Annotated in this window: 22 protein-coding genes; 8 read left to right on the top strand and 14 right to left on the bottom strand. The window is 62.3% G+C overall.

The features are described from left to right. Window positions 1-4 precede the first annotated feature (4 nt). The 3 genes from EGH25_RS02590 to EGH25_RS02580 are packed head-to-tail and all read right to left on the bottom strand — an operon-like array spanning window position 5 to window position 3,965. Window positions 5-2,545: an AAA family ATPase gene (locus EGH25_RS02590; protein WP_266085964.1), complete on the bottom strand. Its 2,541-nt coding sequence runs from the start codon at window positions 2,543-2,545 to the stop codon at window positions 5-7. Beyond that, window positions 2,542-3,711, bottom strand: a complete 1,170-nt coding sequence (locus EGH25_RS02585; RefSeq protein WP_266085962.1) for a metallophosphoesterase family protein — start codon at window positions 3,709-3,711, stop codon at window positions 2,542-2,544. The genes EGH25_RS02590 and EGH25_RS02585 overlap by 4 nt, the downstream gene beginning before the upstream one ends. Continuing rightward, window positions 3,708-3,965 carry a stationary phase-response protein gene (locus EGH25_RS02580; RefSeq protein ID WP_266085961.1) on the bottom strand — a complete coding sequence of 86 codons (258 nt, stop codon included), beginning with the start codon at window positions 3,963-3,965 and terminating at the stop codon, window positions 3,708-3,710. Before EGH25_RS02580 ends, EGH25_RS02585 begins: the two co-directional genes overlap by 4 nt. A gap of 92 nt (window positions 3,966-4,057) precedes the next feature. On the opposite strand from EGH25_RS02580, the gene EGH25_RS02575 reads away from it, so the two are divergent. From EGH25_RS02575 to EGH25_RS02555, 5 genes are read left to right on the top strand one after another with little or no spacing between them, the layout of a single operon-like run. Then, window positions 4,058-4,783 (top strand): proteasome assembly chaperone family protein, encoded by a 726-nt coding sequence (locus tag EGH25_RS02575; protein ID WP_266085959.1) that lies wholly within the window; start codon window positions 4,058-4,060, stop codon window positions 4,781-4,783. Between the two features lie 2 nt (window positions 4,784-4,785). After that, window positions 4,786-5,121 (top strand): dihydroneopterin aldolase family protein, encoded by a 336-nt coding sequence (locus EGH25_RS02570; RefSeq protein WP_266085957.1) that lies wholly within the window; start codon window positions 4,786-4,788, stop codon window positions 5,119-5,121. 29 nt (window positions 5,122-5,150) lie between these two features. After that, window positions 5,151-5,534: a DUF5790 family protein gene (locus EGH25_RS02565; RefSeq protein ID WP_266085956.1), complete on the top strand. Its 384-nt coding sequence runs from the start codon at window positions 5,151-5,153 to the stop codon at window positions 5,532-5,534. A gap of 3 nt (window positions 5,535-5,537) precedes the next feature. Continuing rightward, on the top strand, window positions 5,538-6,380 hold the full coding sequence (locus EGH25_RS02560) for a TatD family hydrolase (RefSeq protein ID WP_266085955.1): 843 nt from the start codon (window positions 5,538-5,540) through the stop codon (window positions 6,378-6,380). A gap of 60 nt (window positions 6,381-6,440) precedes the next feature. Beyond that, window positions 6,441-7,148, top strand: a complete 708-nt coding sequence (locus EGH25_RS02555) for a DUF7114 family protein (RefSeq protein WP_266085953.1) — start codon at window positions 6,441-6,443, stop codon at window positions 7,146-7,148. On the opposite strand, the gene thyX is transcribed toward EGH25_RS02555, so the two are convergent. The 7 genes from thyX to EGH25_RS02520 all read right to left on the bottom strand — a co-directional run bounded on the left by thyX (window position 7,145) and on the right by EGH25_RS02520 (window position 14,903). Next, window positions 7,145-7,852 carry an FAD-dependent thymidylate synthase gene (gene thyX / locus EGH25_RS02550; protein ID WP_266085951.1) on the bottom strand — a complete coding sequence of 236 codons (708 nt, stop codon included), beginning with the start codon at window positions 7,850-7,852 and terminating at the stop codon, window positions 7,145-7,147. The genes EGH25_RS02555 and thyX overlap by 4 nt on opposite strands. Further along, window positions 7,849-8,076: an exodeoxyribonuclease VII small subunit gene (xseB, locus tag EGH25_RS02545; protein WP_266085949.1), complete on the bottom strand. Its 228-nt coding sequence runs from the start codon at window positions 8,074-8,076 to the stop codon at window positions 7,849-7,851. Before xseB ends, thyX begins: the two co-directional genes overlap by 4 nt. 48 nt (window positions 8,077-8,124) lie before the next feature. Next, window positions 8,125-10,497, bottom strand: a complete 2,373-nt coding sequence (locus tag EGH25_RS02540; protein ID WP_266085947.1) for a DUF2309 domain-containing protein — start codon at window positions 10,495-10,497, stop codon at window positions 8,125-8,127. Continuing rightward, window positions 10,487-11,965: a proton-conducting transporter transmembrane domain-containing protein gene (locus EGH25_RS02535; protein WP_266085946.1), complete on the bottom strand. Its 1,479-nt coding sequence runs from the start codon at window positions 11,963-11,965 to the stop codon at window positions 10,487-10,489. Before EGH25_RS02535 ends, EGH25_RS02540 begins: the two co-directional genes overlap by 11 nt. Before the next feature lie 278 nt (window positions 11,966-12,243). Then, window positions 12,244-12,711 carry an Lrp/AsnC family transcriptional regulator gene (locus EGH25_RS02530; protein ID WP_266085944.1) on the bottom strand — a complete coding sequence of 156 codons (468 nt, stop codon included), beginning with the start codon at window positions 12,709-12,711 and terminating at the stop codon, window positions 12,244-12,246. Window positions 12,712-12,741: 30 nt separating this feature from the next. Continuing rightward, entirely contained in the window at window positions 12,742-13,971 is a 1,230-nt protein-coding gene (xseA, locus tag EGH25_RS02525; protein WP_266085943.1) for an exodeoxyribonuclease VII large subunit, read from the bottom strand. Between the two features lie 44 nt (window positions 13,972-14,015). Beyond that, complete coding sequence (locus EGH25_RS02520) at window positions 14,016-14,903, bottom strand: rhomboid family intramembrane serine protease (protein ID WP_266085942.1); 888 nt, start codon at window positions 14,901-14,903, stop codon at window positions 14,016-14,018. A gap of 67 nt (window positions 14,904-14,970) precedes the next feature. Here EGH25_RS02520 and EGH25_RS02515 point away from each other — a divergent pair, with 67 nt between their 5' ends. Genes EGH25_RS02515 through EGH25_RS02505 form a run of 3 tightly spaced genes read left to right on the top strand, consistent with a single transcriptional unit; the run spans window position 14,971 to window position 17,508 of the window. Further along, window positions 14,971-15,387: a DUF5788 family protein gene (locus tag EGH25_RS02515; RefSeq protein WP_266085940.1), complete on the top strand. Its 417-nt coding sequence runs from the start codon at window positions 14,971-14,973 to the stop codon at window positions 15,385-15,387. Further along, on the top strand, window positions 15,384-17,072 hold the full coding sequence (gene polX / locus EGH25_RS02510) for a DNA polymerase/3'-5' exonuclease PolX (RefSeq protein ID WP_266085939.1): 1,689 nt from the start codon (window positions 15,384-15,386) through the stop codon (window positions 17,070-17,072). Before EGH25_RS02515 ends, polX begins: the two co-directional genes overlap by 4 nt. Further along, the gene (locus EGH25_RS02505) at window positions 17,065-17,508 is read left to right on the top strand and encodes a Mut7-C RNAse domain-containing protein (RefSeq protein WP_266085938.1); all 444 of its coding nucleotides are present in this window, start codon (window positions 17,065-17,067) and stop codon (window positions 17,506-17,508) included. The genes polX and EGH25_RS02505 overlap by 8 nt, the downstream gene beginning before the upstream one ends. Here EGH25_RS02505 and EGH25_RS02500 read toward each other — a convergent pair. The 4 genes from EGH25_RS02500 to gatC are packed head-to-tail and all read right to left on the bottom strand — an operon-like array spanning window position 17,503 to window position 20,210. Then, entirely contained in the window at window positions 17,503-18,048 is a 546-nt protein-coding gene (locus EGH25_RS02500) for a uracil-DNA glycosylase (protein ID WP_266085937.1), read from the bottom strand. The genes EGH25_RS02505 and EGH25_RS02500 overlap by 6 nt on opposite strands. 48 nt (window positions 18,049-18,096) lie before the next feature. After that, window positions 18,097-18,651 (bottom strand): endonuclease dU, encoded by a 555-nt coding sequence (locus tag EGH25_RS02495; RefSeq protein WP_266085936.1) that lies wholly within the window; start codon window positions 18,649-18,651, stop codon window positions 18,097-18,099. Then, window positions 18,652-19,929 carry an Asp-tRNA(Asn)/Glu-tRNA(Gln) amidotransferase subunit GatA gene (gatA, locus tag EGH25_RS02490; protein WP_266085935.1) on the bottom strand — a complete coding sequence of 426 codons (1,278 nt, stop codon included), beginning with the start codon at window positions 19,927-19,929 and terminating at the stop codon, window positions 18,652-18,654. Beyond that, on the bottom strand, window positions 19,926-20,210 hold the full coding sequence (gatC, locus tag EGH25_RS02485) for an Asp-tRNA(Asn)/Glu-tRNA(Gln) amidotransferase subunit GatC (RefSeq protein ID WP_266085934.1): 285 nt from the start codon (window positions 20,208-20,210) through the stop codon (window positions 19,926-19,928). Before gatC ends, gatA begins: the two co-directional genes overlap by 4 nt. Window positions 20,211-20,271 lie beyond the last annotated feature (61 nt).

The following is a 20,271-nucleotide window of genomic DNA, read 5'->3' as shown; positions in this document are numbered from 1 at the left end:
GCGTCTAACGGTTGCTTAGGGGAGCTTCGACCACACGCGACCTGTTGGTCGTCGGCTCCTTCTCCACTACTATACGGCTGTCGGCGGCGTCGAGTAGTTCGGCGTCGTGGCTAACGACGACAACCTGTTCGACGCCGTACTCGTCGTTCATCGCACGCACGAGACGTATGAGACGTGAGACGTGTTTGTCGTCGAGGAAGGTGGTAGGCTCGTCGAGTATCAGCGGCGGTAGCGCGGCTTTCGCACCGGTTCCTTCGACGAGAAGACGGTAGACGGCGCAACGTAACGAGAGGTTGAAGACGGCGCGCTCGCCGCCCGACAGACGTTCGGGGTCGAGCGTCGTTCCATCCTTCTCGTGGACGGTGATCTCGTAGTCTTCGTCGAGTTCGACGCGTGAGTACGAGGCGTTGGCGTAGATGGTTTCAAAGACCTCGTTCAGAAGCTGATCGAGCCTGCGCAGGTTCTGTGACCTGAGTTCGTGACGGAGCGAGGCGTACGTGTCCTTGAGCGCCACGGCGTCGTCGTGCATCTCGTCCACGTCGTCGAGACGTTGTTCAAGGGAGCCGATCTCGTCGCGTAGACCGTCGAGACGTTCAAGCCGGTTCTCGACACCGCCTATGGCGTTCTGTATCTCGTCCCTCTCGTCACGGAGGCTGTCGAGCCTGTCGGTGGCGCTTTCGATGTAGTCGCGCGCCTCGTCGCGTCTGTCGCGTAGCTCCTCCACGTCCACGTCGCCTATCCGTTCGTTTAGCTCGTCACGGAGTTCGCGTTTCTCACGGAGACGTTCGCGTTTCTCTTCGAGAACCTCCTCGACGGATCCGGCACGGTCTTCGAGGCGTTCGGCTTCCTCGGCGAGTTCCTCGGCGCGTTCCGCCTCCTCGCGTCTCTCGCGCGCCTCTTGGAGGCGTTCACGTGCGTCTTCGAGTTGCTCGGCTACGGCTTCCTTCTCTTCCTCAGCCTCGCCGAGTTCGTCCTTGAGTTCTTCGAGACGTCCGGCGGCTTCCTCGACCTCTTCCATCGCCTCTTCGTGTACCTCCTCACGGCTTTCGACGCGTTCCATAGCCGTATCAACGCCGTCCTCGAGCCGTTCGGTACGTTCGTATAGCTCTTCGGCGCGTTCCGCCTCCTCAACGGCTTCTACAGCTTCGTCGACCTTCTCTTCGAGCTTCTTCAGCTCCCCTTCGAGTTCGTCCGCCTCCTCGCGATCCTCGCGGAGGAAGTCGGGTTCGCCGTGTATCTCCTGACCACAGGTTGGACAGACGCCATCGGCGAGCTTCTCCTCCGCCCCTTCGATACCGTCTCGTAAGGTCTTCAGACGTGTCTCGACGGATGCACGTCTATCGCGTCTGTCGGCGAGCGTACCCCGGAGTTCGTCCGTTCCCTTCGAGGGGGCTTCGACGTCTTCGAGTTCGGCGCGTGCTTCTTCGAGCGCGTCGCGTTTCTCGGCGAGTTCGTCGCGCGCCTTCTCGGCGTCGTTACGCGCCTTTTCGGCGCGCTCGTTCGCCTTCCGTACGGCTTCGCGCGCGTCTTCGAGTGCCTCGCTCTTCGATCCGACACGCGTTTCGAGACGCGTCTTCGTATCTTGGAGCGACGAGACACGTTCCTCGGCTTCTTCCTCTTCATCGCGGGCTTCCTTTAGATCGGCTTCGGTGCCTTCGGCTTCGTCGCGTTTCTCATCGGCTTCGTCACGTAGTTCGCGCAGACGATCCGTCCTGTCGTCGATCTCGCCTTCGAGCTGTGCGACCTGTTCCTCGACCTCGTCGAGCCTCTCCTTCGTCTCGTCGTGGCTTTCGAGACGTTCCTCGGCGTCGCGGAGGCTGTCGCGCGCCTTCTCGACCTGTCGCTCGTAGTTCTCTATCTCGTCCTCCTTCTCCGTGACGTTCTCGCGTAACGACGACAGACGTTCGTGGGGGTCTGTGTCCTCGATCTCCTTGACGGCTTCGCGTCTGTCTTCGAGACGATCCTCGACGCGCTGACGGACGCGTTTGACCCCCAGACGCGCCTCGTCCGCACGTTCACGGTAGGTTTCGAGCTTTCCCAACTGGAGGAGTTCGTCGACGACACGTCTGCGCTCGTCGGGCGAAGCCTCTATGAGCTTGTTGACCTCGCCTTGGCGGACGTAGGCGCAGTTGACGAAGGCGTCGGCGTCCATACGTAGAAGACTCTCTATCTCCTCGCGCGTCGATGTCACACCGTCGTCGCCTACCGCCTCACCGTTCCGCGTCAGAACGCTCTTACGCGTGGTCGCACGTCTGTCGTCGCCGCTTCCAGTCATCGCTATCTCCTGTTCGACCGTATACGTGTCACCCGCGTGCGTGAACCCCAGCGAGATATGCGACTCCTCGGTGCCGTTGGTCACGACGTCCGCGAGGTTTTCGTTCGAGCCGAGCGCGTCGCTTCCGTAGAGGGCGACGAAGCACGCCTTGAGCAGGGAAGTCTTGCCCGCGCCGTTGCCTCCTTGGACGACGGTCACGCCTTCGTCGAACTCCACCGTCGCGGACTCGTAACAACGGAAGTTGGTCAGACGGAGACGTTCGAACCTCAAGAGACGTCACCCAGGGTGCTCTGTTCCGGCTTCCCGTCCTCCATCCCATCCTCGTCGCCGTCCGCGTCGAGAAACCCCTCGACGGATTCCTCGATCTCCTCCGCGATACGTGTCCGTGCCACGTTTTTGTCACGTACGACCGCGTCTATCTCGCGCCCCGCGTCGGTGAGTTCCATCTCGTCCACACGTTCACGGACGGCTGAGTCGGGGTCGGCGAACTCGACCTCGGTCGTCTCGTCTTCGTCCTTGTCACGTCTGTCGTTTACACGCGCGACGACGGCACCGCGTCCGAGTAGGCTTTCCTCGACCTCGCTCTGTACGACGGGGGCGTCGGAGCCGCCTCTGACCTCGACGGTTACGACGGCGTCGTCCACGTCGCGCTCGCGCGTCCGTTCTATGACCTCGTCGGTTCCGCCTTCGACGAGATCCGCCTCGACGGTTACGAAGTCGCGCGTCTCGATCGCTCGGCGTTCCATACGGACACCGTCGTCGAACCCGAAGACGTTGTAGCCGCGCGCCTCCTCCTCGTCGGCGGAAGCGCGCTCCGTAGAGCCGCAGTAGGACGCAACGACGCCACCGACCTGATCGCGTTCGGGGTGGTGGTAGTCACCGAGCATGAAGGCGTCCCAGTCTACGTCAGAAGACTCGACGAAGCCTTCGAGCGAAACGTCGCCGAAAGGGAACGGTTCGAAAAGACCGTGTAGGACGAGTACGTTGTGCGACGCGTCTTGGGGCGAGGGCGCGAAGCCTATCTCCGAGGCGTCGAACCGCGAGGGCGGTCTGTGGTCGACACCGTAGAAGGCGACGCCGTCGACGACGACGGCTTCGTCCCCGAGACGACGTACGAGTCCGAGATCCTGCAGGAGATCGACCCAGTCGGCGTCACGTTTCGACTCGTGGTTTCCGACGACCGCGATCGCCTCAACACCCGCGTCGTCGAGACGCCGGAACAGCTCTACGGTCTCGCGTACGTCATCGAGACGCGGACTGCGCGAATGGAAAAGGTCGCCCGCGTGTACGAGGACATCGTACCCCTCATCGATCGCATCGTCAACGACACGTTCGAAGGCGCGGAGAAAGTCACGCCGGCGGTCGTCTGAGCCGTACTGTCTGTAACCTATATGAGTATCCCCCGTATGCAGGACGCGCGTCGGTTCGCCGGTCATTCGGTGGTCGCTGTCTCCAACTCACCCGATACGTTCCATATAACCGTCCGCGTGTGGGTGGGAAGGTTAGGGTCGTTCGAGACGTCGTTGAGTACGTTTATAGCGCTCGCCGCCCTCTCCGACGGGTCGCGTCCGTCGTCGCGTAGGTATTCGAGAGCCTCCTCCAACAAGTCGCGTACGTTCGCGGGTACGTTTTCGTCGTCCACGACGCGTTCGAGTTCGTCGGCAACCTTGTTTATCTCTTCGTCGTTCATGTTTCGAGAGTGATGGAAAGCGTTGGCTTCCCACCCACTTAAATCCAAAGAAAGAGGGACATCTTTTTCAGGAGGAAAGAGGAAGGTTTTCTATGGCACAGATACGTTCGGTTACCGAACTCGAACTCGACTCGCCTTTCCTCGTCGAAGGTCTGCCCGGCGTCGGTCTCGTGGGAGGGATAATCGCGGATCATCTCGGCGAAACGTTGGGGATGTCGTACCACGCCGCCGTCGACTGCGACGGTCTGCCACAGGTCGCTGTCTTCGACGAGGGCGTACACGACGTACAGCCGCCCGTCCGTCTCCTTGCGGACGAGGGGAACGACCTCCTCGTCTTACAGAGCGACGTGCCCGTATCGCCGAAAGCAGAGGGGTTTGTCGACTGTCTCATGGGATGGATACAGGAAGAAGACGTAACGCCGTTGTTCATAAGCGGTCTTCCGACACGCCCCGAAGGAAAGCCGTCGATCTTCGGCGTCTCGACGGGCGACGCAGAGAGGTTGCTTGGCGACATCGGCGCGCCCGAACAGCCCGGCGTCGTAAGCGGACCCACGGGTGCGCTGTTGAACGAGGCGGACGACAGAGACGTGGACTCCGTGGGTCTCGTCGTCGAGACGGATCCTCAGTTCCCTGACCCTGCGGCGTCGCGCGTCGTGATCGACGAGGGTGTCGCGCCGATTACGGGTATCGATGTCGGTACCGACGAACTGGTTGAGAAGTCGGAGCAGATAACCGAGGCGAAGAAGCAGTTGGCGAAACAGATGCAGGACGCGAAGGAGGAGAGTACGACGGCGACAACGACGGGGATGTACGGGTAGCCGTGACGGACGAAGAGAAGGCACGCGAGGCGTGTTTCGAGACGGGTATAAAGTTAGGCGCTCTCTACCACCAGTTCATAGGCACACCCGTCTCGGAGGACTCGGTCGCTTCGCTCGAAGAAGCCGTGGAGGAGGCGGTCGGGAGCCAGAGGTACGTCGTGGACGCCGATGTCTCCGTGGAGGGTGTAGAGCACAACCGTTTCGGGTACGACGAACTCGAAGGAACGATGCTCGACGTGCGCGTGACGGTCGAGAAGGACGGTGTGCGTGTGGAAGCGACGATGGGGGAGGAGGACGGCTATCCGATGATGCGTATCGACGGTGTCCGCGACGTTTAATTTAAGTTGTAGAGGTTCGTTCTCTGATCATGGCACAGTCGACGCTTGAAGACGACGAACTGTTCGATGAGGCTTCGGACGAGATACGCGAAGACGTGGAGTCGGCGCTCGAAGACGCACGCGAAGCACTCCCCGAAGCCGACGACGTTCTCGGCGTAGAGGGTGACAACATCATAGGCGTCCTCAACAGCCTCAAGACGGATCTCGACCCGGGTGACGCGCGCGAGGCGTTGCGTGAGGCGAAGAAGTGGTACGGTATCGGTGAGCGCGCCGACGCCTTCGACGACGGGTTTACTGACGAAGCCGAAGAAGAGGTAGCCCGTATAGAGGACGCACTTGGTGCGCTCGAAGACGCAGAGGAGAGTGCGACGGAGCTAACCGACGCCGTCGCGTCGCTCAAGGATTCTCTGTAAGCCGTGACGACGCCCGTACTCGACAACCACTGTCATATAGACCCGCGCAACGGCGACGGTATAGATGCGGTGCGGCGTTTCGCGCGCGCGGGAGGAACGCATATCTGCATCGTCAACAAGCCTTCGTGGAGCCTCGGCGTCGAGGCGAGCGAGAGCGACGACTTCCGCGATGTCTTCGACGAGACGTTACGGACGGTCGAAGAGGCTTCGGAGGTTCTCGAAGGACGCGCCTTCGGCGTCCTTGGCGTACATCCCGGACTCGTCTCTAAGCTACTCGGTCGGTGGGGTGGTCCCCAGAACGAGGAGGCGGTCGAACGCGCCGAACGCGTAATGAAAGAGGGTCTCGAAGTCGCCGCCGAGTACGTCGGGGAGGGGAGCGCGATCGCCCTCAAGTCGGGGCGTCCCCACTACGACGTACAGGAACCGACGTGGGAAACGTCGAACAACGTGATGCAACACGCCTTCGAACTCGGTGCGGAGGTCGACTGCGCAGTACAGTTACATACGGAGAGCGCCGACGACTTCACCGACATACGCGGTATGGCGGAGGGGGTCGGTATGCCGCCCGACCGTGTGGTGAAGCATTTCTCGTCGCCATCGGTCTCGGCGGTTCAGCGCTCCGTCATCGCTTACGAGGAGAACGTCTTTGAGGCGGTGGAGGACGGACGTGACTTTCTTCTGGAGACCGACTACATCGACGACCCCGAACGTCCGGGCGCGGTTCTGGGGACGCGGACGGTACCGCGCCGCGTCGACGCCTTGCTCGACGAGGGGTACGACGACGCCGTCGAGCGTGCGTGCGTAACGCTACCTGAGGAGATCTACGGCGTCGAGATATCCGTCTAAGCCGGCGGAGGGAGAGTATATGCAAAGGTCTTTGCGTTCGCGGGACGTTATTTTTGGTGGATGAGAGGCTTTGAAAACGACCGTCAGAGGCTCGACGCCGAGTTTAACGATGCCGTAGAAGGCGTCTACCCTGACGAGTTGGGAAGCTACGTGGGCAGGGAGCTTTCAGCCACACGCGAGACGCCCGCACTCCTCTGTATGCTGTCTGCACGGTCGGCGGACGAAACACCCGACATGGAGGAGACGGCGGGCGTACAGCTCGTACACGCGGGTCTCGATGCGACACGGCGCGTGCTCGACAAAGGCGGCTGGGAAGCAGTCGGCGTCGAACCCGTCGAGGAGGACATGGTGCTTCTCGCCGCGGACGTGCTCGTAACCTTGGGCTTCGACCGTCTCCTCGACGAGTACGAGGCGGCGACGAGGCTCGTAAACACGTTCGGGGAGACGAAGGCGCGCGCGCTCGAAGCCGATGGACGCGACGGTAGGTTCGAGCACATACTGACTTACTTCGAAGAGGTGTACACGACTGCGGTTCGTATAGGGGCGGAGCAACCGGGCGAGGAGGTCGTATCATTCGCCGAAAGCCTCGCCTTCGTCGACAGCCTCGTTGCCGTGGGCGCAAGGGACGAGAGGGGTACGGGAACGGCTGTGCGTCTCGCGGACTCCGTGGCGCGCGAGGGATACGCCGAGTACGTCGACGCCGTACGTGACGAGTCGGCGCTTAACACCGGCGGTACAACGGAGAAAGGCGTAGAGGCGCAGGACTAAGGAGCGAGACGGTTCTTGCGTCCGAGCATCTCCTCGCGGTAGGTTTCGAAGGTTGTCGGCATCCAGTCCTCGGCGAGTTCTAGCATCCTGTCGGTTAGTTCGCGCACCTCCCACTGTGCATCGGCGGCGGCGCGCATGTCGGCGACATGCATCAAGGCGCGTGCGTTGAGCGTAAAGACCATGTTGACCTTCGTCGCCATAGGTAGTAGGAAACGCGCGTCCTCAGGCGGCGTCGTCCCGTCGCCGCGGAACTTCTTGGGGGCGTCCTCGTCTATGAGGTTATGGTAGAGTTCGAACTGACGTTCACATCCTTCGAGGAACTCGTCGTTTAGACCCGCTTCCTCGACGCTCGGCGGCGTTACGACCGAACCGCGGACGTCGGAGCCGGGTTCGGGTATCGTATACCGAAGTGACTGAACGTCGAAGCTCGCGTGTCTATGACGTGTAATCTGCGCCATACAGACACGTGAGATCCCGCGTACTGCGAAGGTCGCGTTCGGATGCTCGAAGGGTCCGTAATGACCGCGTTCCATAAGCTGTGAGATAAGGTTCGCCTTTTTCTCTTCGACAGTACCGCCGTCGACAGCTTCCATGACCTCGGCGAACCCACGGTCGGCTACGAACTCCGTCGTGTAGTCGTTACGCGCGGCTCGGCACGCGAGTTCGTCGGGCGAGTCGGTGGAGGCGAGGAGTGCGACCTTCATACGTCAGCCTCAGCATCGGTCTCAGTCGTCTCTTCGAGCGTTTCGAGCGTCGCCTCCGCGTCGTCGAGATGTCCGCGACAGCGCCGCACGAGTTCGACGCCTTCCTCGTAAAGTTCGAGCGCCTCGTCGAGTGTAAGGTCGTCACCTACACGTCCGGAGTCGAGACGTTCGACCACCTCCTCCAGACGGTCGTACTCCTCTTCAAAGCTCTCGGTTTCAGACATACGTTCGCTTCGTACCCGCCCGATATAAGCCTGATTGTCGGCGCGGCATCAGTCGTTAACCGTCGGATTGGGCGTCTCCTCCGTATCCGTCTCGGGTTCGGGAACGCGTTTCATACCCGCTTCGTACTCAAAGACGCCGTCTTTCTCAGGGTCGACGACCGTGAGCGACAGCCAGCCGTTGTCGAGTAGGGTTGCGAGCGACGGGTTTCGTTCGAGAACCGACTCCACGCGTCCGACGGGTGCGTGTATGACCGTGGAGAGACGGAGCGGCTGGTGGTACGGCACGTCGTCCGCGGCGTAAACCGACTCCATCGGCAGACCCGTCATTATGTCGCCGCCGTTTCCTTGGTAGACGCCGACGTTGCCCACGGGGTTCTGTGTCACCTTCGAACCGCTACCGTAGACACCGTTGTCGACCGTTGCGAAGTAGTACTGGGAGTTTATCCACTGGGTGACGACCATCGGACCCTGCATGATAGCTTCGAGAGCGTCGCCGCCGTCGTCGGTTCGCCAGTCGTACGAGTGGAGGAAGGAGCGTCCCTGAAGGTCGATCCCCTTCGTCAGTTCGCGTGAGCCTATGACGAACGACGCGTTACCTGCGAGTCCCCATTCGGGTCGCGTCTCCGCCCAGTCGGCGGAACGGCGCTCCACCTCGCGCGCCGGGTCGTCGGCGTCGTCGGTCATCGTCTCGGCGCGGTCTGAGTTCGCTTTTACGCGCGCTTCTTTGAGATCTTCACGCAAGCTTTCGAGATCGTCGGCGTGGCTTTGGGGAACGTCACGCGCGAACAGGTCGATCTCATCCGTCGTCGTGTTGTGCTCACCCGCGAGGAAGACGGTGTCGTCGGGTATCTCGTACCCGCGGTCGGCGAGAATACGGCGTACCTCCTCGTCGTTGCATATCTCGGCGAGTATACGTGCGTTGGGTCCTCCGGGGTTACCCGCGCACGCGCCGCAGTCGAGGGCGGAGTCGAACGGGTTGTTCTGTGTCTCGCTCGCGTGTCCGACGAAGACGGCGAGCCGCGCAAACCTGTCCCATCCCATGAGCGAGAACGCCGTCTCGGCGTAGCCCGCCATCTCCTCCTTCGTCATACCGACGGGGAGTCCGTGGTCGTGTCCGTCGTCTTTGCCGTGGAGATCGGGTTCACAGACCTCGTTCCGTGACGGTACGTCCGACTCGATCGCGTCGTGGACAGCCGACGGGAAGAGCGTGCGCGCCGCCATCCTCGCGCCGTACGCGACACCCGACATCTCGACGTAGCTGTAAGCGGTCGCAACGTTGGTCTCAAGCTTGGTTATGAGGTTGACGTAGGCTCCCTTGAGAGCCTTCCACGCGCCGCGTCTGTCCGCGCCGTCGCCGTTACCGTCGGCAGGCTTGTCGTGGATCCTATGCGCCGGTTCGACTATCGGCGGACACGCGTCGACGGTCACGCCGTCGTCATAGGCGTCGTACCGGACAGGGACGCCGAAGAAGCCCGCATAGCCGTATGTCTCGTAGTCGCCCGTCGCCTCGATCGCACGTCGTATCACCTCCGACCGTGTGTCTATACAGAAGACCATCTGTGCGTCGGGGCGTCCGGCTTCCGGCGTCGCTTCGTCGGTGGCTTCCCTGATACGCGAGACGAGGCTGTCGCGGTAGGTACGTTCCCACGCGGCAAGGAACACGGCGCGGAGATCGTCGTCCTCGTCGCTCGTTCCGTCGCTGTCTCCGTCGGGAAGAAGCTCCGAGCCGAGAAGGTCGGCGACGGCGAGACGGACGGCGAGGTACTCGACGAGATCGATATGGTACTCGTCCTGCCACCCCGAACCGCCCTCTGCGCGCTGTTTCACGAAAGCCGTCCATCCGGGGAGTGCGCTCAGATGGTGCTCGAAGAGTTCGACACGGTCTTCGTCGGGGATGTCGGAGGCGACCGAACCGACGGCTTCGGCGGGGTCGTCGGGCAGATCGGCGAGTGACGTGCCGTCGGGGATGTCGCGGTCGTACTTCGCAAGACGTCTACACGCCTCGTAGAAGCCTTCCTCGCGGTGTGGCATCGGGGCTTCGGCGCGCCCTTGGTCGCAGAACGCCGAGAGCCATTTGGCGAGCACCCTGTCGACGCCGTCGTCGGACACCGAGGCAGAGGTACCGCCGTCGCGGGTACGTTCGAGCGCCTCGTCGGGTGAGAGTTCGTATCCAGCCTCGCTCAGTTCCTCGGCGAGTATACCTTCGTCTATACGTCCGTCGTCCCACGCCGAGCGGAGTGTCTCACGCGACGGGTAGCCGTCGCCGCCGAAAAGGTGCTCGCCCTCACGGACGGCTTCGTCGAACGGATTGTCCTCGAAGCCCGAAAGCGGGTTCGCAGTGACGAACGAGTGCAGGGGCCAGGCGGAGCCGACGGCTTCGGACGCTTTCTCTATCCGTCCGCGTACCTCGTTATCCGTCATCGTACTCCCCCTTGTTGGTGAGAACCGTCTTGGGTGACGGCTGAGACAGGTTCAACAGCTTCGTATACAGACGTTCGCTCCGTGTCTGTACGTCGTACTCCACGGCGACATAGCCGACGACGAAAGCCGCGACGACGACGATATGAACCGGTGTGAGTTCCTGCGGTACGGTCGAAGCCGGGAGACCCGACATAGCCCAAGAGACGGCGTTGTAGACGGATCCGTAGACGACGATAGCGGGCAGGAAGACGACGGGTATACCCGCGAAACGGACGAGTCTCGGTACGTCCTTCCTCGAAGTGAGACCGAGCGACGCGTGCATGACGGTGATTACGACGAGTATAGCGAGTATAAGACCGCTGTCGAGGGCTGTCCCTTTCCCCGTGAGGACAGCGAAGACGACGCCGCCGGCGAGCGCCGTTGGTACAGTGACCGCGATACCTGCAGTGGTTACGGTTCCGTCTTCCTCGCCCGGCGCGCGGTTTGTCACCCTACCGCCCGACGACAGGAACAGGTAAGCCTTGTAGAAACCGTGTAGTATGAGATGCGTGATAGCGGCACCGAAGAAGCCGAGACCCGCTTGGGCTATCATGAACCCCATCTGTCCGACCGTTGAGCATCCGAGCTTCCGTTTTATATCGGGCTGTACCGACTTGAGGAGCTTCCCAAGTATAGCGCTCGTAGCGCCCACGACGAGTATAGCGGTCATAGCCACGGTACTCTCGACGAACAGGGGCGAGAAACGCGTAAGTAGAATACCGCCGCCGTTCACGAAGCCCGCGTGCATCAGAGCCGAGGCGGGCGTCGGGGCGGTCATCGACGAGAGAAGCCAGCCGTGGAAAGGCAGGAGAGCGGACTGTATCATGGCGGCGAGTACGATAGCGCCACCGCCGACGACGACGGCTTCGGAAGGGAGTGCGTCGACAGCTTCGCCGACACCTGAGACGGTAGCCGAACCCGTCGTCCACCAGAGGGAGACGATACCGACGCCGAGTAGGGCGGAGCCACCGCCGAAGTACCGGAGCGCGATCCGACGCGCCGCCTCGGACTGTCGCCAGCCGCGGACGTGTCCTATGAGGTCAGCCATCACGACGCCCATGGCGAGCCACGACAGCCAGAAGAGTGCGAGATGGTCAGCGGCAACGAGCACCATCACGGATACGGTGAAGACGAAGACGTCGGTGTAGAACCTCCGGACACGGCGGTCACCCGACATGTAACGCCGCGAGTAGCTGTGCACGATACCGCTGAAGAAGGTGACGACGAGCCACATGACAACGGTCAGACCGTCGATCCTGAGGAGTCCGTCGAGTAGTGTAGCTTCGCCCGACCGCAGAACGAGAAAAGCGGCGACGGCGGAAGCCAGCCAGACCGCCCAGACGGTCTTTGTGAGGGCGTTCGGTAGCAACGGTTCGTCAGGCGGCTCAGGCAGACCTACCGTAGAAGGTGACGTATTTTGTCCTGTCATCACCCACAGTATGAACAGAATACCTATTAAAACCTTCTATTTGAACATAACGTTCCTCAGAGACTTCTTAGAGAACGTTACGGTCAGCAAGAGCCATGAAGCTTACGGAGCGCCCAAGATGTCGAAACGATCTTCTCGGAGCCGTACCGCGCTTTGGTTCTACTTGGTCGTCTACGAGTATATCCACCGAAATATACGTTCTGATTGCGCGCTATCCATAGTCGGGTGAGAAGCGAGACAGAGCTATCCCGGGGTTCGTCGCGGTCGAGGGTTACGGTCTATCCCTCGTCGGGTGAGAAGCCTTCGAACGGCGAGGTCTCGTGTGTTCTCACGAGAACCTCGTCGGAGACGGTCAGACCGAGTTCGAGTAGCTCCTGTGCGACGGGCGTTATATCCTTGTCCTTCTCCCCTACGGCTGTTACAAGGAGGTTTTCGTCGCCCGTCACAAGCTCCTGGACGGAGACAACACCGGGGATACCGAGTATATCGTGTATAAGCTCGCCCCTCTCAGGTATGTCGGCTGTACAGAAAAGAAGCATACGTAACGGATAGCCGGAGCCTTGGTAGTCAACATCGGCGCTGTATCCCTTTATTACGCCGTCGGATTCGAGCTTCTGAATCCTCTTACGTACCGTGCTACCCGAACTGCCGATCCTTTCGGCTATCTCGCCGGACGAGGTGTTACGTGCGTCCTCCTGAAGCGCATAGAGAACGGCAAGGTCGATCTCGTCGAGTTCGTTTTCCATACGAAGAGTTGCTCCGGAGCGAATAAAAGACTAACCCCGGTCGGTGCGGTCGGTGTCGGGTCGGAGTTCCTCGACACGTGTCTCTATGTCGCCGTCGGCGAGACGGAGGACGAGACTGTCGCCTTCCGAGACATCCTCGACCGTCTCCACGACGCCGTCCTCCGACTCGACGACCGAGTAGCCGCGCGACAGAACCTTGAGGGGACTGACGGATTCGAGGAGGCGCGTCTGTTCGTCGACACGGGCGCGGGCGTCCTCGACGGTTTCCTTGACGCCCGTGCGAAGCGCCTCGTCGAGTTCGTCGATACGTTGTGCGTACTCATCGACGACTGGGGCGCGGCGGAGGAACTCCTCGTGGCTTTCGACGGTGCGGCGGCGGCTCTCGACTGCGCGCTCAACCGAACCGCGGATACGGCGCTCTATACCGTCGAGACGTTGGCGTATCTCGTCGTCGTCGGGAACGACGAGTTCAGCCGCTTCGCTGGGTGTCGCAGCGCGTTCGTCGGCTGAGAGGTCGGCGAGAGTGACATCGACCTCGTGTCCGACGGCGCTTACGACAGGCGTTTCGCAGTCGGCGATAGCGCGCGGCACGGCTTCCTCGTTGAACGCCCAGAGATCATCGACGCTTCCGCCGCCGCGTCCGACGACGAGTACATCCGCATCGGTCGAGTCGAGACGTTCGACGGCGTCGGCGATCTCCTCCGCCGAACCGTCACCTTGTACGCGCGTCGGTGCGAGTAGGACGCGCGCGGGAAAACGGCGCGAGACGACGTCGTGTACGTCGTGAACAGCGGCGCCCGACGCGCTCGTAGCGACGCCGACTGTCGTCGGGTAGTCGGGTAGCGTCTTCTTACGGTCGTTGTCGAACAGACCTTCGTCTTCGAGTTGGCTCCTGAGGCGCAGGTACTCCTCGTACCTCTCGCCGCGTCCGGCGCGTTCCATATCACGTACGTATAGCTGGTACTCGCCGCGCGCCTCGTAGACCGAGACACCGCCCTCGGCGACAACGTCGTCGCCTTCGTCGGGTTCGAAGCCGAGCTTTCCGTTTGCGCTTCTGAACATGACGCACGAGAGCGCCGTCTCGTCGTCCTTGAGAGTGAAGTACATATGCCCGCTCGAAGCGTGCGAGAAGTCGGATACCTCGCCACGTACGCGCGCGTCGCTCAGAACGCGGTCGTCATCGAGGAGACGCGAGACGCGGTCGGTAACCTCCGATACGGAGAGAACGTCGTCGGAGAACTCCGTTAGACGCGTTTCCATCATCGGAGATTGTCGCGGCAACGTATCAGGCTGTCGCTGTCGTTTCAGATACGTCCGCCGCCGGGTCCGCCCGGACCTCCGGGACCCCCTCCGAAGTTGAGACGGTCACGTACTGCGACGCCTTCCTGCTTGAGCTTCCAGCCGTATGCGAGACCAAGAGCGAGTCCGGAGAGATGTGCGAGACGCGCCACGCCGCCCGCACCGACGCCCCCGGTTGCGGCGTAGAACGTGTCGTACGCCGCGAACCCGATCGTGAGAACCCAGAGCGGCATCGGTATGAAGAACCAGAGGTAGACACGGAGGTTGGGGTTGAGGACGGTAAGAGCGCCGAGAACCGCCGCGATCGCTCCCGAAGCGCCGAGAGCGCCGTTCTGTGGTCCGAGGGCATCGACGGTCAGGAGCGTCGCCACGCCCTGCGACAGACCCGCGACGATCCCCGCGACGAAGAACAGTGCGAGGAAACGTTCGCTACCTATCTTGCGTTCGAGCAGGGTGCCGAAGAAGAACAGTATGAGACCGTTTATGAGTATATGCGCGGGTCCTCCGTGTGCGAATACGCTCGTAACCCACGTCCAGACGTACTGGAGACGGTTGGGATGTAGGACGAAGAGGGCGTTGTGGAGACGACCGTAGCCGAACGACAGGAGGAGTATCTGTACGACGAAGGTGAGAGCCATGCCGCCGAGGAGGTAGTACGTGACGTTGCCGTCGATAGACGGAAGCGAGTAGCCGGTTTCGCCCGTCGACGTCGGCGGGGATGTCGAAGGACCGTCGTAGACCTTCCCGCTCTCACGTACGTCGCGCTCGTACGACGAAAGACCGTCGCACGAGTGGTTCTCGGGTAGACGGTGCTGGGAGCAGAACCTGTTTCCGCAGAAGCTACAGGTGTACGGCATCGAAACCTCCTCGCCGCACTCCTCACATCTCTGCATACAGTAAGGTGCGGCGCGTGACGTATATCTCTTTATGCTTAAGGAGACGGGGTGCGTAGACGGGACGATGAAGGAGTACGAACGCGAGGCTCTACTCGACCGTGCCGACCGTGACAGCGCCTCCGTGGGCGTCCGTATACCCCAAACCGTCGAACTCGACGGCAAGGAGCTGGCGCTCGCCGAGTACGTCTTTGAGGCGCGCGCGGGTGATACGGACGGTGACGATATCAAGGAAAAGAAGAAGCTACTCCGACGGAGACGGAACGCGCTCCTCGACGAGATACGTGACGAAGATATGACGTACGACGAAGGGGAGGAGATAGTCGAACGCGTCGCAGGTATCGACCGCGCCCTGAACGTTCTTCAGGGGACGGGTGAGGGGATCGAGGCGGAGGCGCAGGCGAAGGAGAAGGCGGACGCCAAGAGATGGCAGAGCTTCGTAAAGAAGGTGAAGGGACGCGACGGGGACGACAGCCGTCTATGACGGAGAGGGAAGCCGTAGCCGGGATGCTCGATGAGTTCGCCGACCGTCTCGAAGCCAAGGGCGTCGAATACAAGCCGCGCGCGTACAGGAACGCCGCCGAGTCGGTGCGCGATACGTCGCGCGACGCGCTCGAACAGCCCAAGGGGATACCCGATGTCGGCGACGCGATCGCGTCAAAGATAGACGAGTTCCGTGAGACGGGACGCGTCGAGGAACTCGAAGAGCTACGTGATGAGACACCGGTCGAGATGGAGGCTTTGACGCGTGTCGAGGGCGTGGGTCCGAAGACCGTCGGCAAGCTATACGACGCCCTCGGTGTTACCGACCTCGACGAACTCGAAGAGGCGGGGCGCGACGGACGTATACGGAACGTGACCGGCTTCGGCGAGAAGACGGAGGAAAACATACTTGACGGTATCCCGTTTGCGCGTGAGGCGGGCGAACGTACGCCCCTCGGCGAGTCGGTTCCGAGGGCGCGCGAACTCGTCGAAACCGTCGAGGGCGTCGTCGGCGTCGAACGTGCGGTTGCGGCGGGTAGCGTACGGAGAAGGAAGGAGACGACCGGCGATATAGATATAGTCGTCGTCTCCGACGACCGCGAGGCGACCGCAGACGCCTTCGCCGACAGGGACGTAGAGCTGGTGCAGAAAGGGGATCGTAAGACGAGCTTCCGGCGCGACGGCGAGGAGGTCGACCTACATCTCGTCGAGGAAGACGAGTTCGGCGCGGCGCTCCAGTACTTCACGGGTTCGAAGAAGCACAACGTAAAGACACGCGATGTCGCGGTCGGCGAGGGTCTGAAGCTCAACGAGTACGGTGTCTGGGACGCCGAGACGGGCGAACGCGTCGCGGGGGAGACGGAGGAGGAGGTCTACGACGCGCTCGGCATGGGTTACATCCCGCCGGAGATGCGCGAGGATCGCGGCGAGGTAGAGGTGGCGCGCGACGGTACGCTCCCCGATCTCGTAAACGTCGAAGACGTACGCGGAGAGCTTCACAGCCACACGTCCCGGACTGACGGCGGAGCGACTTTGGAGAGGATGGTAGCGGGTGCCGAGGAGAAGGGACTCGACTACCTCGCCGTTACCGAACATACGGAGGCTCTCGGTGTCGTCGGCGGTCTTTCGGACGACGAACTCCTGACGCTCGCCGACGACGTGCGGGCGCTCGGCGAAGATACGGACGTACGTCTCTTTTCGGGTGCGGAGGCGAACGTTCTGAAGGACGGAAGCCTCGATGTCTCCGACGGTACGCTCTCCCAACTCGACGTCGTCGTGGCGTCCGTACACACCGGTATGGATATGGCGAAGGAAGAAGCGACCGAACGGCTCGTATCCGCGGTACGTCACGACGGTGTGGATATCCTAGGGCATCCGTCGGGGAGGCTGATCAACAGCCGAGAGGGGTACGGGTACGACTTCGACGCGGTCCTCGACGCCGCCGAAGACGAGGGTGTCGCGCTCGAACTCAACGCCAACCCGCGACGCCTCGATATACGCGACACGCAGGTGCGCCGGTGCGTCGAACACGGCGTACCCGTCGCAGTCAACACCGACGCCCACGCGCCGGGCGAGTACGGATACGTCAAGTACGGCGTCTGGACGGCACGCCGTGGATGGGCGGAAGTCGAAGACGTACTCAACACGCGGACTGCGGACGAACTCGAAGACTGGCTCGATGGCTGACGACTGTACGGAAGGCTTCGTGACGGACGCGATGCTCGGAAAGCTGACGACGTACATGCGTATGGCGGGTCTCGACGCCGTTTACGCCCCTGACGAAGGGGCGGTGGACGACGAAGAGGTAGCCGAACTCGTCGACGCGACGCGAAGAACCCTCGTGACGCGTGACGTGGAACTCGCGGAACGTACGGACGGTGTGCTCGTCAGGTCGAAGGAGGTGGGCGAGCAGGTGCGCGAACTACGCCAAACGGGCGTGACGTTCGAACTCGACGAACCGCGCCGGTGCTCCGACTGCAACGGCGGTCTGTCGGAGACGGACACGGAAGCCGACGACGTACCCGACGACGTAGAGCGAGCGTGGCGGTGCGACGACTGCGGAAAGACGTACTGGAAAGGCTCTCACTGGGATGATCTCCGCCGGAGGTTGGAGGAGCTATGACCGCGCGAGTTCGACGACGCGCCCCAGCGTCTCGTCTATGACCCCCTCCTTCGATCGGTCGTAGAGCATCGCCGCGGGGTGGTAGCACGGTACGACAGTACGTTCCTTCGCGCCGAGTCGGGTACGGAGTTCGTCGCCGACAACGTCGCGCATAGCCGTGACACCGTCGACGAGGTTTGTTGTCGGAACCCTTCCGAGCGTACATACGACATCGGGGTCGTACGTGTCTATCTCGGCGACGAGGTACGGACGACAGCTTTCGAGTTCGCCGACGTGCGGATCACGGTTGTCGGGAGGTCTGCAACGTACGGAGTTGGTGATACGTACCTCGTCGCGCGATACGCCGAGGTCGTTGAGCTTCTCGGTAAGAATCCCGCCGCTTCTCCCGACGAAAGGCTCGCCCTGTTCGTCCTCGTCCGCGCCGGGTGCCTCGCCGACGAAGACGACGCCGAGCGAACCGTCGCCGACGCCGTTGACGATACGTGAACGGCTTTCCACGAGGCTGTCGCAACGGTCGCACGCGTCGACGGTGTACTCCATACGTCGGCTTGTCTCCGCGTTTCAAAGAGGCTTCGGTGTCGAGACGTATCAGTCCTCGAAGCCGAGGAGTGCACGCGCGGCGAGGTGTGCGACACGCGCGGGTTCGGGTCTTCCGTCGTACGTGAAGCCGCGTACCTGCCCGTCGGCGCGGTTGTCGGGGACACCGACGGAACGGACGTACAGATCGTTTCCGCCGACGGGTACGTGTCGGCGTTCGGGTAACGAGTCGTAGATGGACAGACGTTGTTCAAGCGCGTCGCCGTCAAACTCGTCACGGAGATCGTCGCCCAAGCCGTCGCTCTCCTCGTACGTCACGGAGACGACGGGTACGCCGGTCGTTTGGTGGACGGCGCTCAGGTCGACGATGCTGTACCACGAAAGGGCGACGCCGGAGAGGAGTATAAGACGTACGTCTTCGCGGTCGGCGCGGTCGTAGAGGCGGACGACGGCTTCGGTCGCGTCGGTACCGCCGATGTCTGTGGTCGTGAACGCCAAGCCGTCGACGGTGCGGGATGCGCGGACGACGGCACCCGCGAGGTACGAGTCGCCGCTCGTGCCGCGGTAAGACTCGGCGACGCCGAGGGCGCGTGCGCCCTCCTTCATCTACCGTGCCTTCTCGAAACCACGCGCGACGCGGAGGAGCTTTTTCTCCTCGAAACGCCCCGCGGTTAGCTGTAGACCGACGGGTAGGTCGTCGGCGCGCCCCGCGGGTACGCTGACCGACGGAACCCCCGCGAGGTTGACGGGCGTCGTGTTGGCGTCGGCGAGGTACATCTGCAGGGGGTCGTCAAGCGCCTCGCCTATCTCGAACGGCGTGATAGGCATCGTGGGTGAGGCGACGACGTCCGCCTCGTCGAGAACCGCCTCAAAGTCGCGCCGTACAAGAGCGCGCGCGTTCTGCGCCTTGTCGTAGTAGTCGCCGTAGTAGCCCTCGCTCAGGGCGTACGTGCCGAGCATGACACGGCGTTTCACCTCGTCGCCGAAGCGGGCGCGTGCGTCCGCAAAAGCCTCGTTCCAGCCGTCGCCCTCGCCGCCGGGTCCGTAACGGACGCCGTCGAAACGCGCGAGGTTGGACGACGCCTCGCCCATCGCTATAACGTAGTACGCCGCGAGCGCCTTTTCGAGGCTCGGCATCGAGACCTCACGCACGGTAGCGCCCTCGTCGCGGAGCGTACCGAGTGCGTCGTCGAAAGTCCCGCGTACGCCTTCATCGACGCCCTCGCCTACGAGTTCGTCGGGAACCGCTACGGTTACATCGCCCGTCGGCTGTTCGACAGCGGCGGCGTAGTCGTCGGTTTCGGCGTTACACGTGCCGTCGCGGTCGTCCTCGCCCGCAATTACGTCAAGGACGCGCGCCGTCGTCTCTACGTCGCGCGCCATGGGTCCGACGGTTTCGAGCGAGTTGGCGTAAGCGATGAGACCGTAACGCGAGACGAGACCGTACGTCGGCTTCAGACCCACGACACCGCAGAACGCCGCGGGGCAACGTACCGAACCGCCCGTGTCCGTGCCGAGCGCGGCGTCAACGTCTCCCGAAGCGACCGCCGCCGCGCTCCCGCCCGACGACCCGCCGGGGACATGGTCGGTGTCGACCGGGTTACGTGTCGCCCCGTGTGCGCTCGTCTCCGTCGTCGTCCCCATACCGAACTCGTCCATGTTGGTCTTGCCGACGATACGCGCCCCGGCGTCCTTGAGTCGTTCGACGGCGGTCGCGTCGTACGGAGGTTCGTAGCCTTCGAGAACCTTCGAACCGCAGGTGGTCTCGACCCCCTCGGTGGAGATGTTGTCCTTAACCCCCACGGTCAGGTCGTCGAGGGGTCCGTCACCGCCCCCGAGGTCGCACCGGGTTACGAAGGCGTTCAGGTCGTCGCTCGCGCTCATGATACGCTAGGTCCTACGAAGTAGCCTTCCTCGGTTCCGTCGGCGTTGCTCAGCGCCTCTTCCTGCGACAGCGACGGTTCGGGTTCGTCGGCGCGCAGTACGTTCTGGTAATCATCCTCTGCCTCAACGTCGTCAGGTACGTCGTCGAGCGTCTCGAAGTAGCCGAGAACGTCGTTAAAGCCGTCGACGAAACCCTCGGCTTCGTCGTCGGTGAGACGTACACGCGCGAGTTCGGCGACGTGTTCGACGTCTTCTGAGTCTATGCGTTCGGTGTCTTCCATGGTGCGAGATGAAGGTGCAGGCATAAGCGGTTTTCGAACCGGACAAAGAGTTTTGCGTCCG

Origin of the sequence: Halorutilus salinus, assembly GCF_026242195.1 — an archaeon.
Taxonomy (GTDB): Archaea; Halobacteriota; Halobacteria; order Halobacteriales; family Halorutilaceae; genus Halorutilus; species Halorutilus salinus.
The sequence above is the reverse complement of the archived record's forward strand: the minus strand, read 5'-3'. Positions and strand labels throughout refer to the sequence as shown.

Excerpts from the sequence above, each read along its gene's own strand:
- gatC (WP_266085934.1), bottom strand. The coding sequence starts at position 20,210 with ATGGAAGACACCGAACGCATAGACTCAGAAGACGTCGAACACGTCGCC.
- gatA (WP_266085935.1), bottom strand. The coding sequence starts at position 19,929 with ATGAGCGCGAGCGACGACCTGAACGCCTTCGTAACCCGGTGCGACCTC.
- xseB (WP_266085949.1), bottom strand. The coding sequence starts at position 8,076 with ATGTCTGAAACCGAGAGCTTTGAAGAGGAGTACGACCGTCTGGAGGAG.
- EGH25_RS02500 (WP_266085937.1), bottom strand. The coding sequence starts at position 18,048 with ATGGAGTACACCGTCGACGCGTGCGACCGTTGCGACAGCCTCGTGGAA.
- EGH25_RS02535 (WP_266085946.1), bottom strand. The coding sequence starts at position 11,965 with ATGACAGGACAAAATACGTCACCTTCTACGGTAGGTCTGCCTGAGCCG.
- EGH25_RS02580 (WP_266085961.1), bottom strand. The coding sequence starts at position 3,965 with ATGAACGACGAAGAGATAAACAAGGTTGCCGACGAACTCGAACGCGTC.
- EGH25_RS02575 (WP_266085959.1), top strand. The coding sequence starts at position 4,058 with ATGGCACAGATACGTTCGGTTACCGAACTCGAACTCGACTCGCCTTTC.
- EGH25_RS02520 (WP_266085942.1), bottom strand. The coding sequence starts at position 14,903 with ATGCAGAGATGTGAGGAGTGCGGCGAGGAGGTTTCGATGCCGTACACC.
- xseA (WP_266085943.1), bottom strand. The coding sequence starts at position 13,971 with ATGGAAACGCGTCTAACGGAGTTCTCCGACGACGTTCTCTCCGTATCG.
- EGH25_RS02515 (WP_266085940.1), top strand. The coding sequence starts at position 14,971 with ATGAAGGAGTACGAACGCGAGGCTCTACTCGACCGTGCCGACCGTGAC.
- EGH25_RS02495 (WP_266085936.1), bottom strand. The coding sequence starts at position 18,651 with ATGAAGGAGGGCGCACGCGCCCTCGGCGTCGCCGAGTCTTACCGCGGC.
- EGH25_RS02530 (WP_266085944.1), bottom strand. The coding sequence starts at position 12,711 with ATGGAAAACGAACTCGACGAGATCGACCTTGCCGTTCTCTATGCGCTT.
- EGH25_RS02505 (WP_266085938.1), top strand. The coding sequence starts at position 17,065 with ATGGCTGACGACTGTACGGAAGGCTTCGTGACGGACGCGATGCTCGGA.
- EGH25_RS02540 (WP_266085947.1), bottom strand. The coding sequence starts at position 10,497 with ATGACGGATAACGAGGTACGCGGACGGATAGAGAAAGCGTCCGAAGCC.
- EGH25_RS02565 (WP_266085956.1), top strand. The coding sequence starts at position 5,151 with ATGGCACAGTCGACGCTTGAAGACGACGAACTGTTCGATGAGGCTTCG.
- EGH25_RS02585 (WP_266085962.1), bottom strand. The coding sequence starts at position 3,711 with ATGACCGGCGAACCGACGCGCGTCCTGCATACGGGGGATACTCATATA.
- thyX (WP_266085951.1), bottom strand. The coding sequence starts at position 7,852 with ATGAAGGTCGCACTCCTCGCCTCCACCGACTCGCCCGACGAACTCGCG.
- EGH25_RS02555 (WP_266085953.1), top strand. The coding sequence starts at position 6,441 with ATGAGAGGCTTTGAAAACGACCGTCAGAGGCTCGACGCCGAGTTTAAC.
- polX (WP_266085939.1), top strand. The coding sequence starts at position 15,384 with ATGACGGAGAGGGAAGCCGTAGCCGGGATGCTCGATGAGTTCGCCGAC.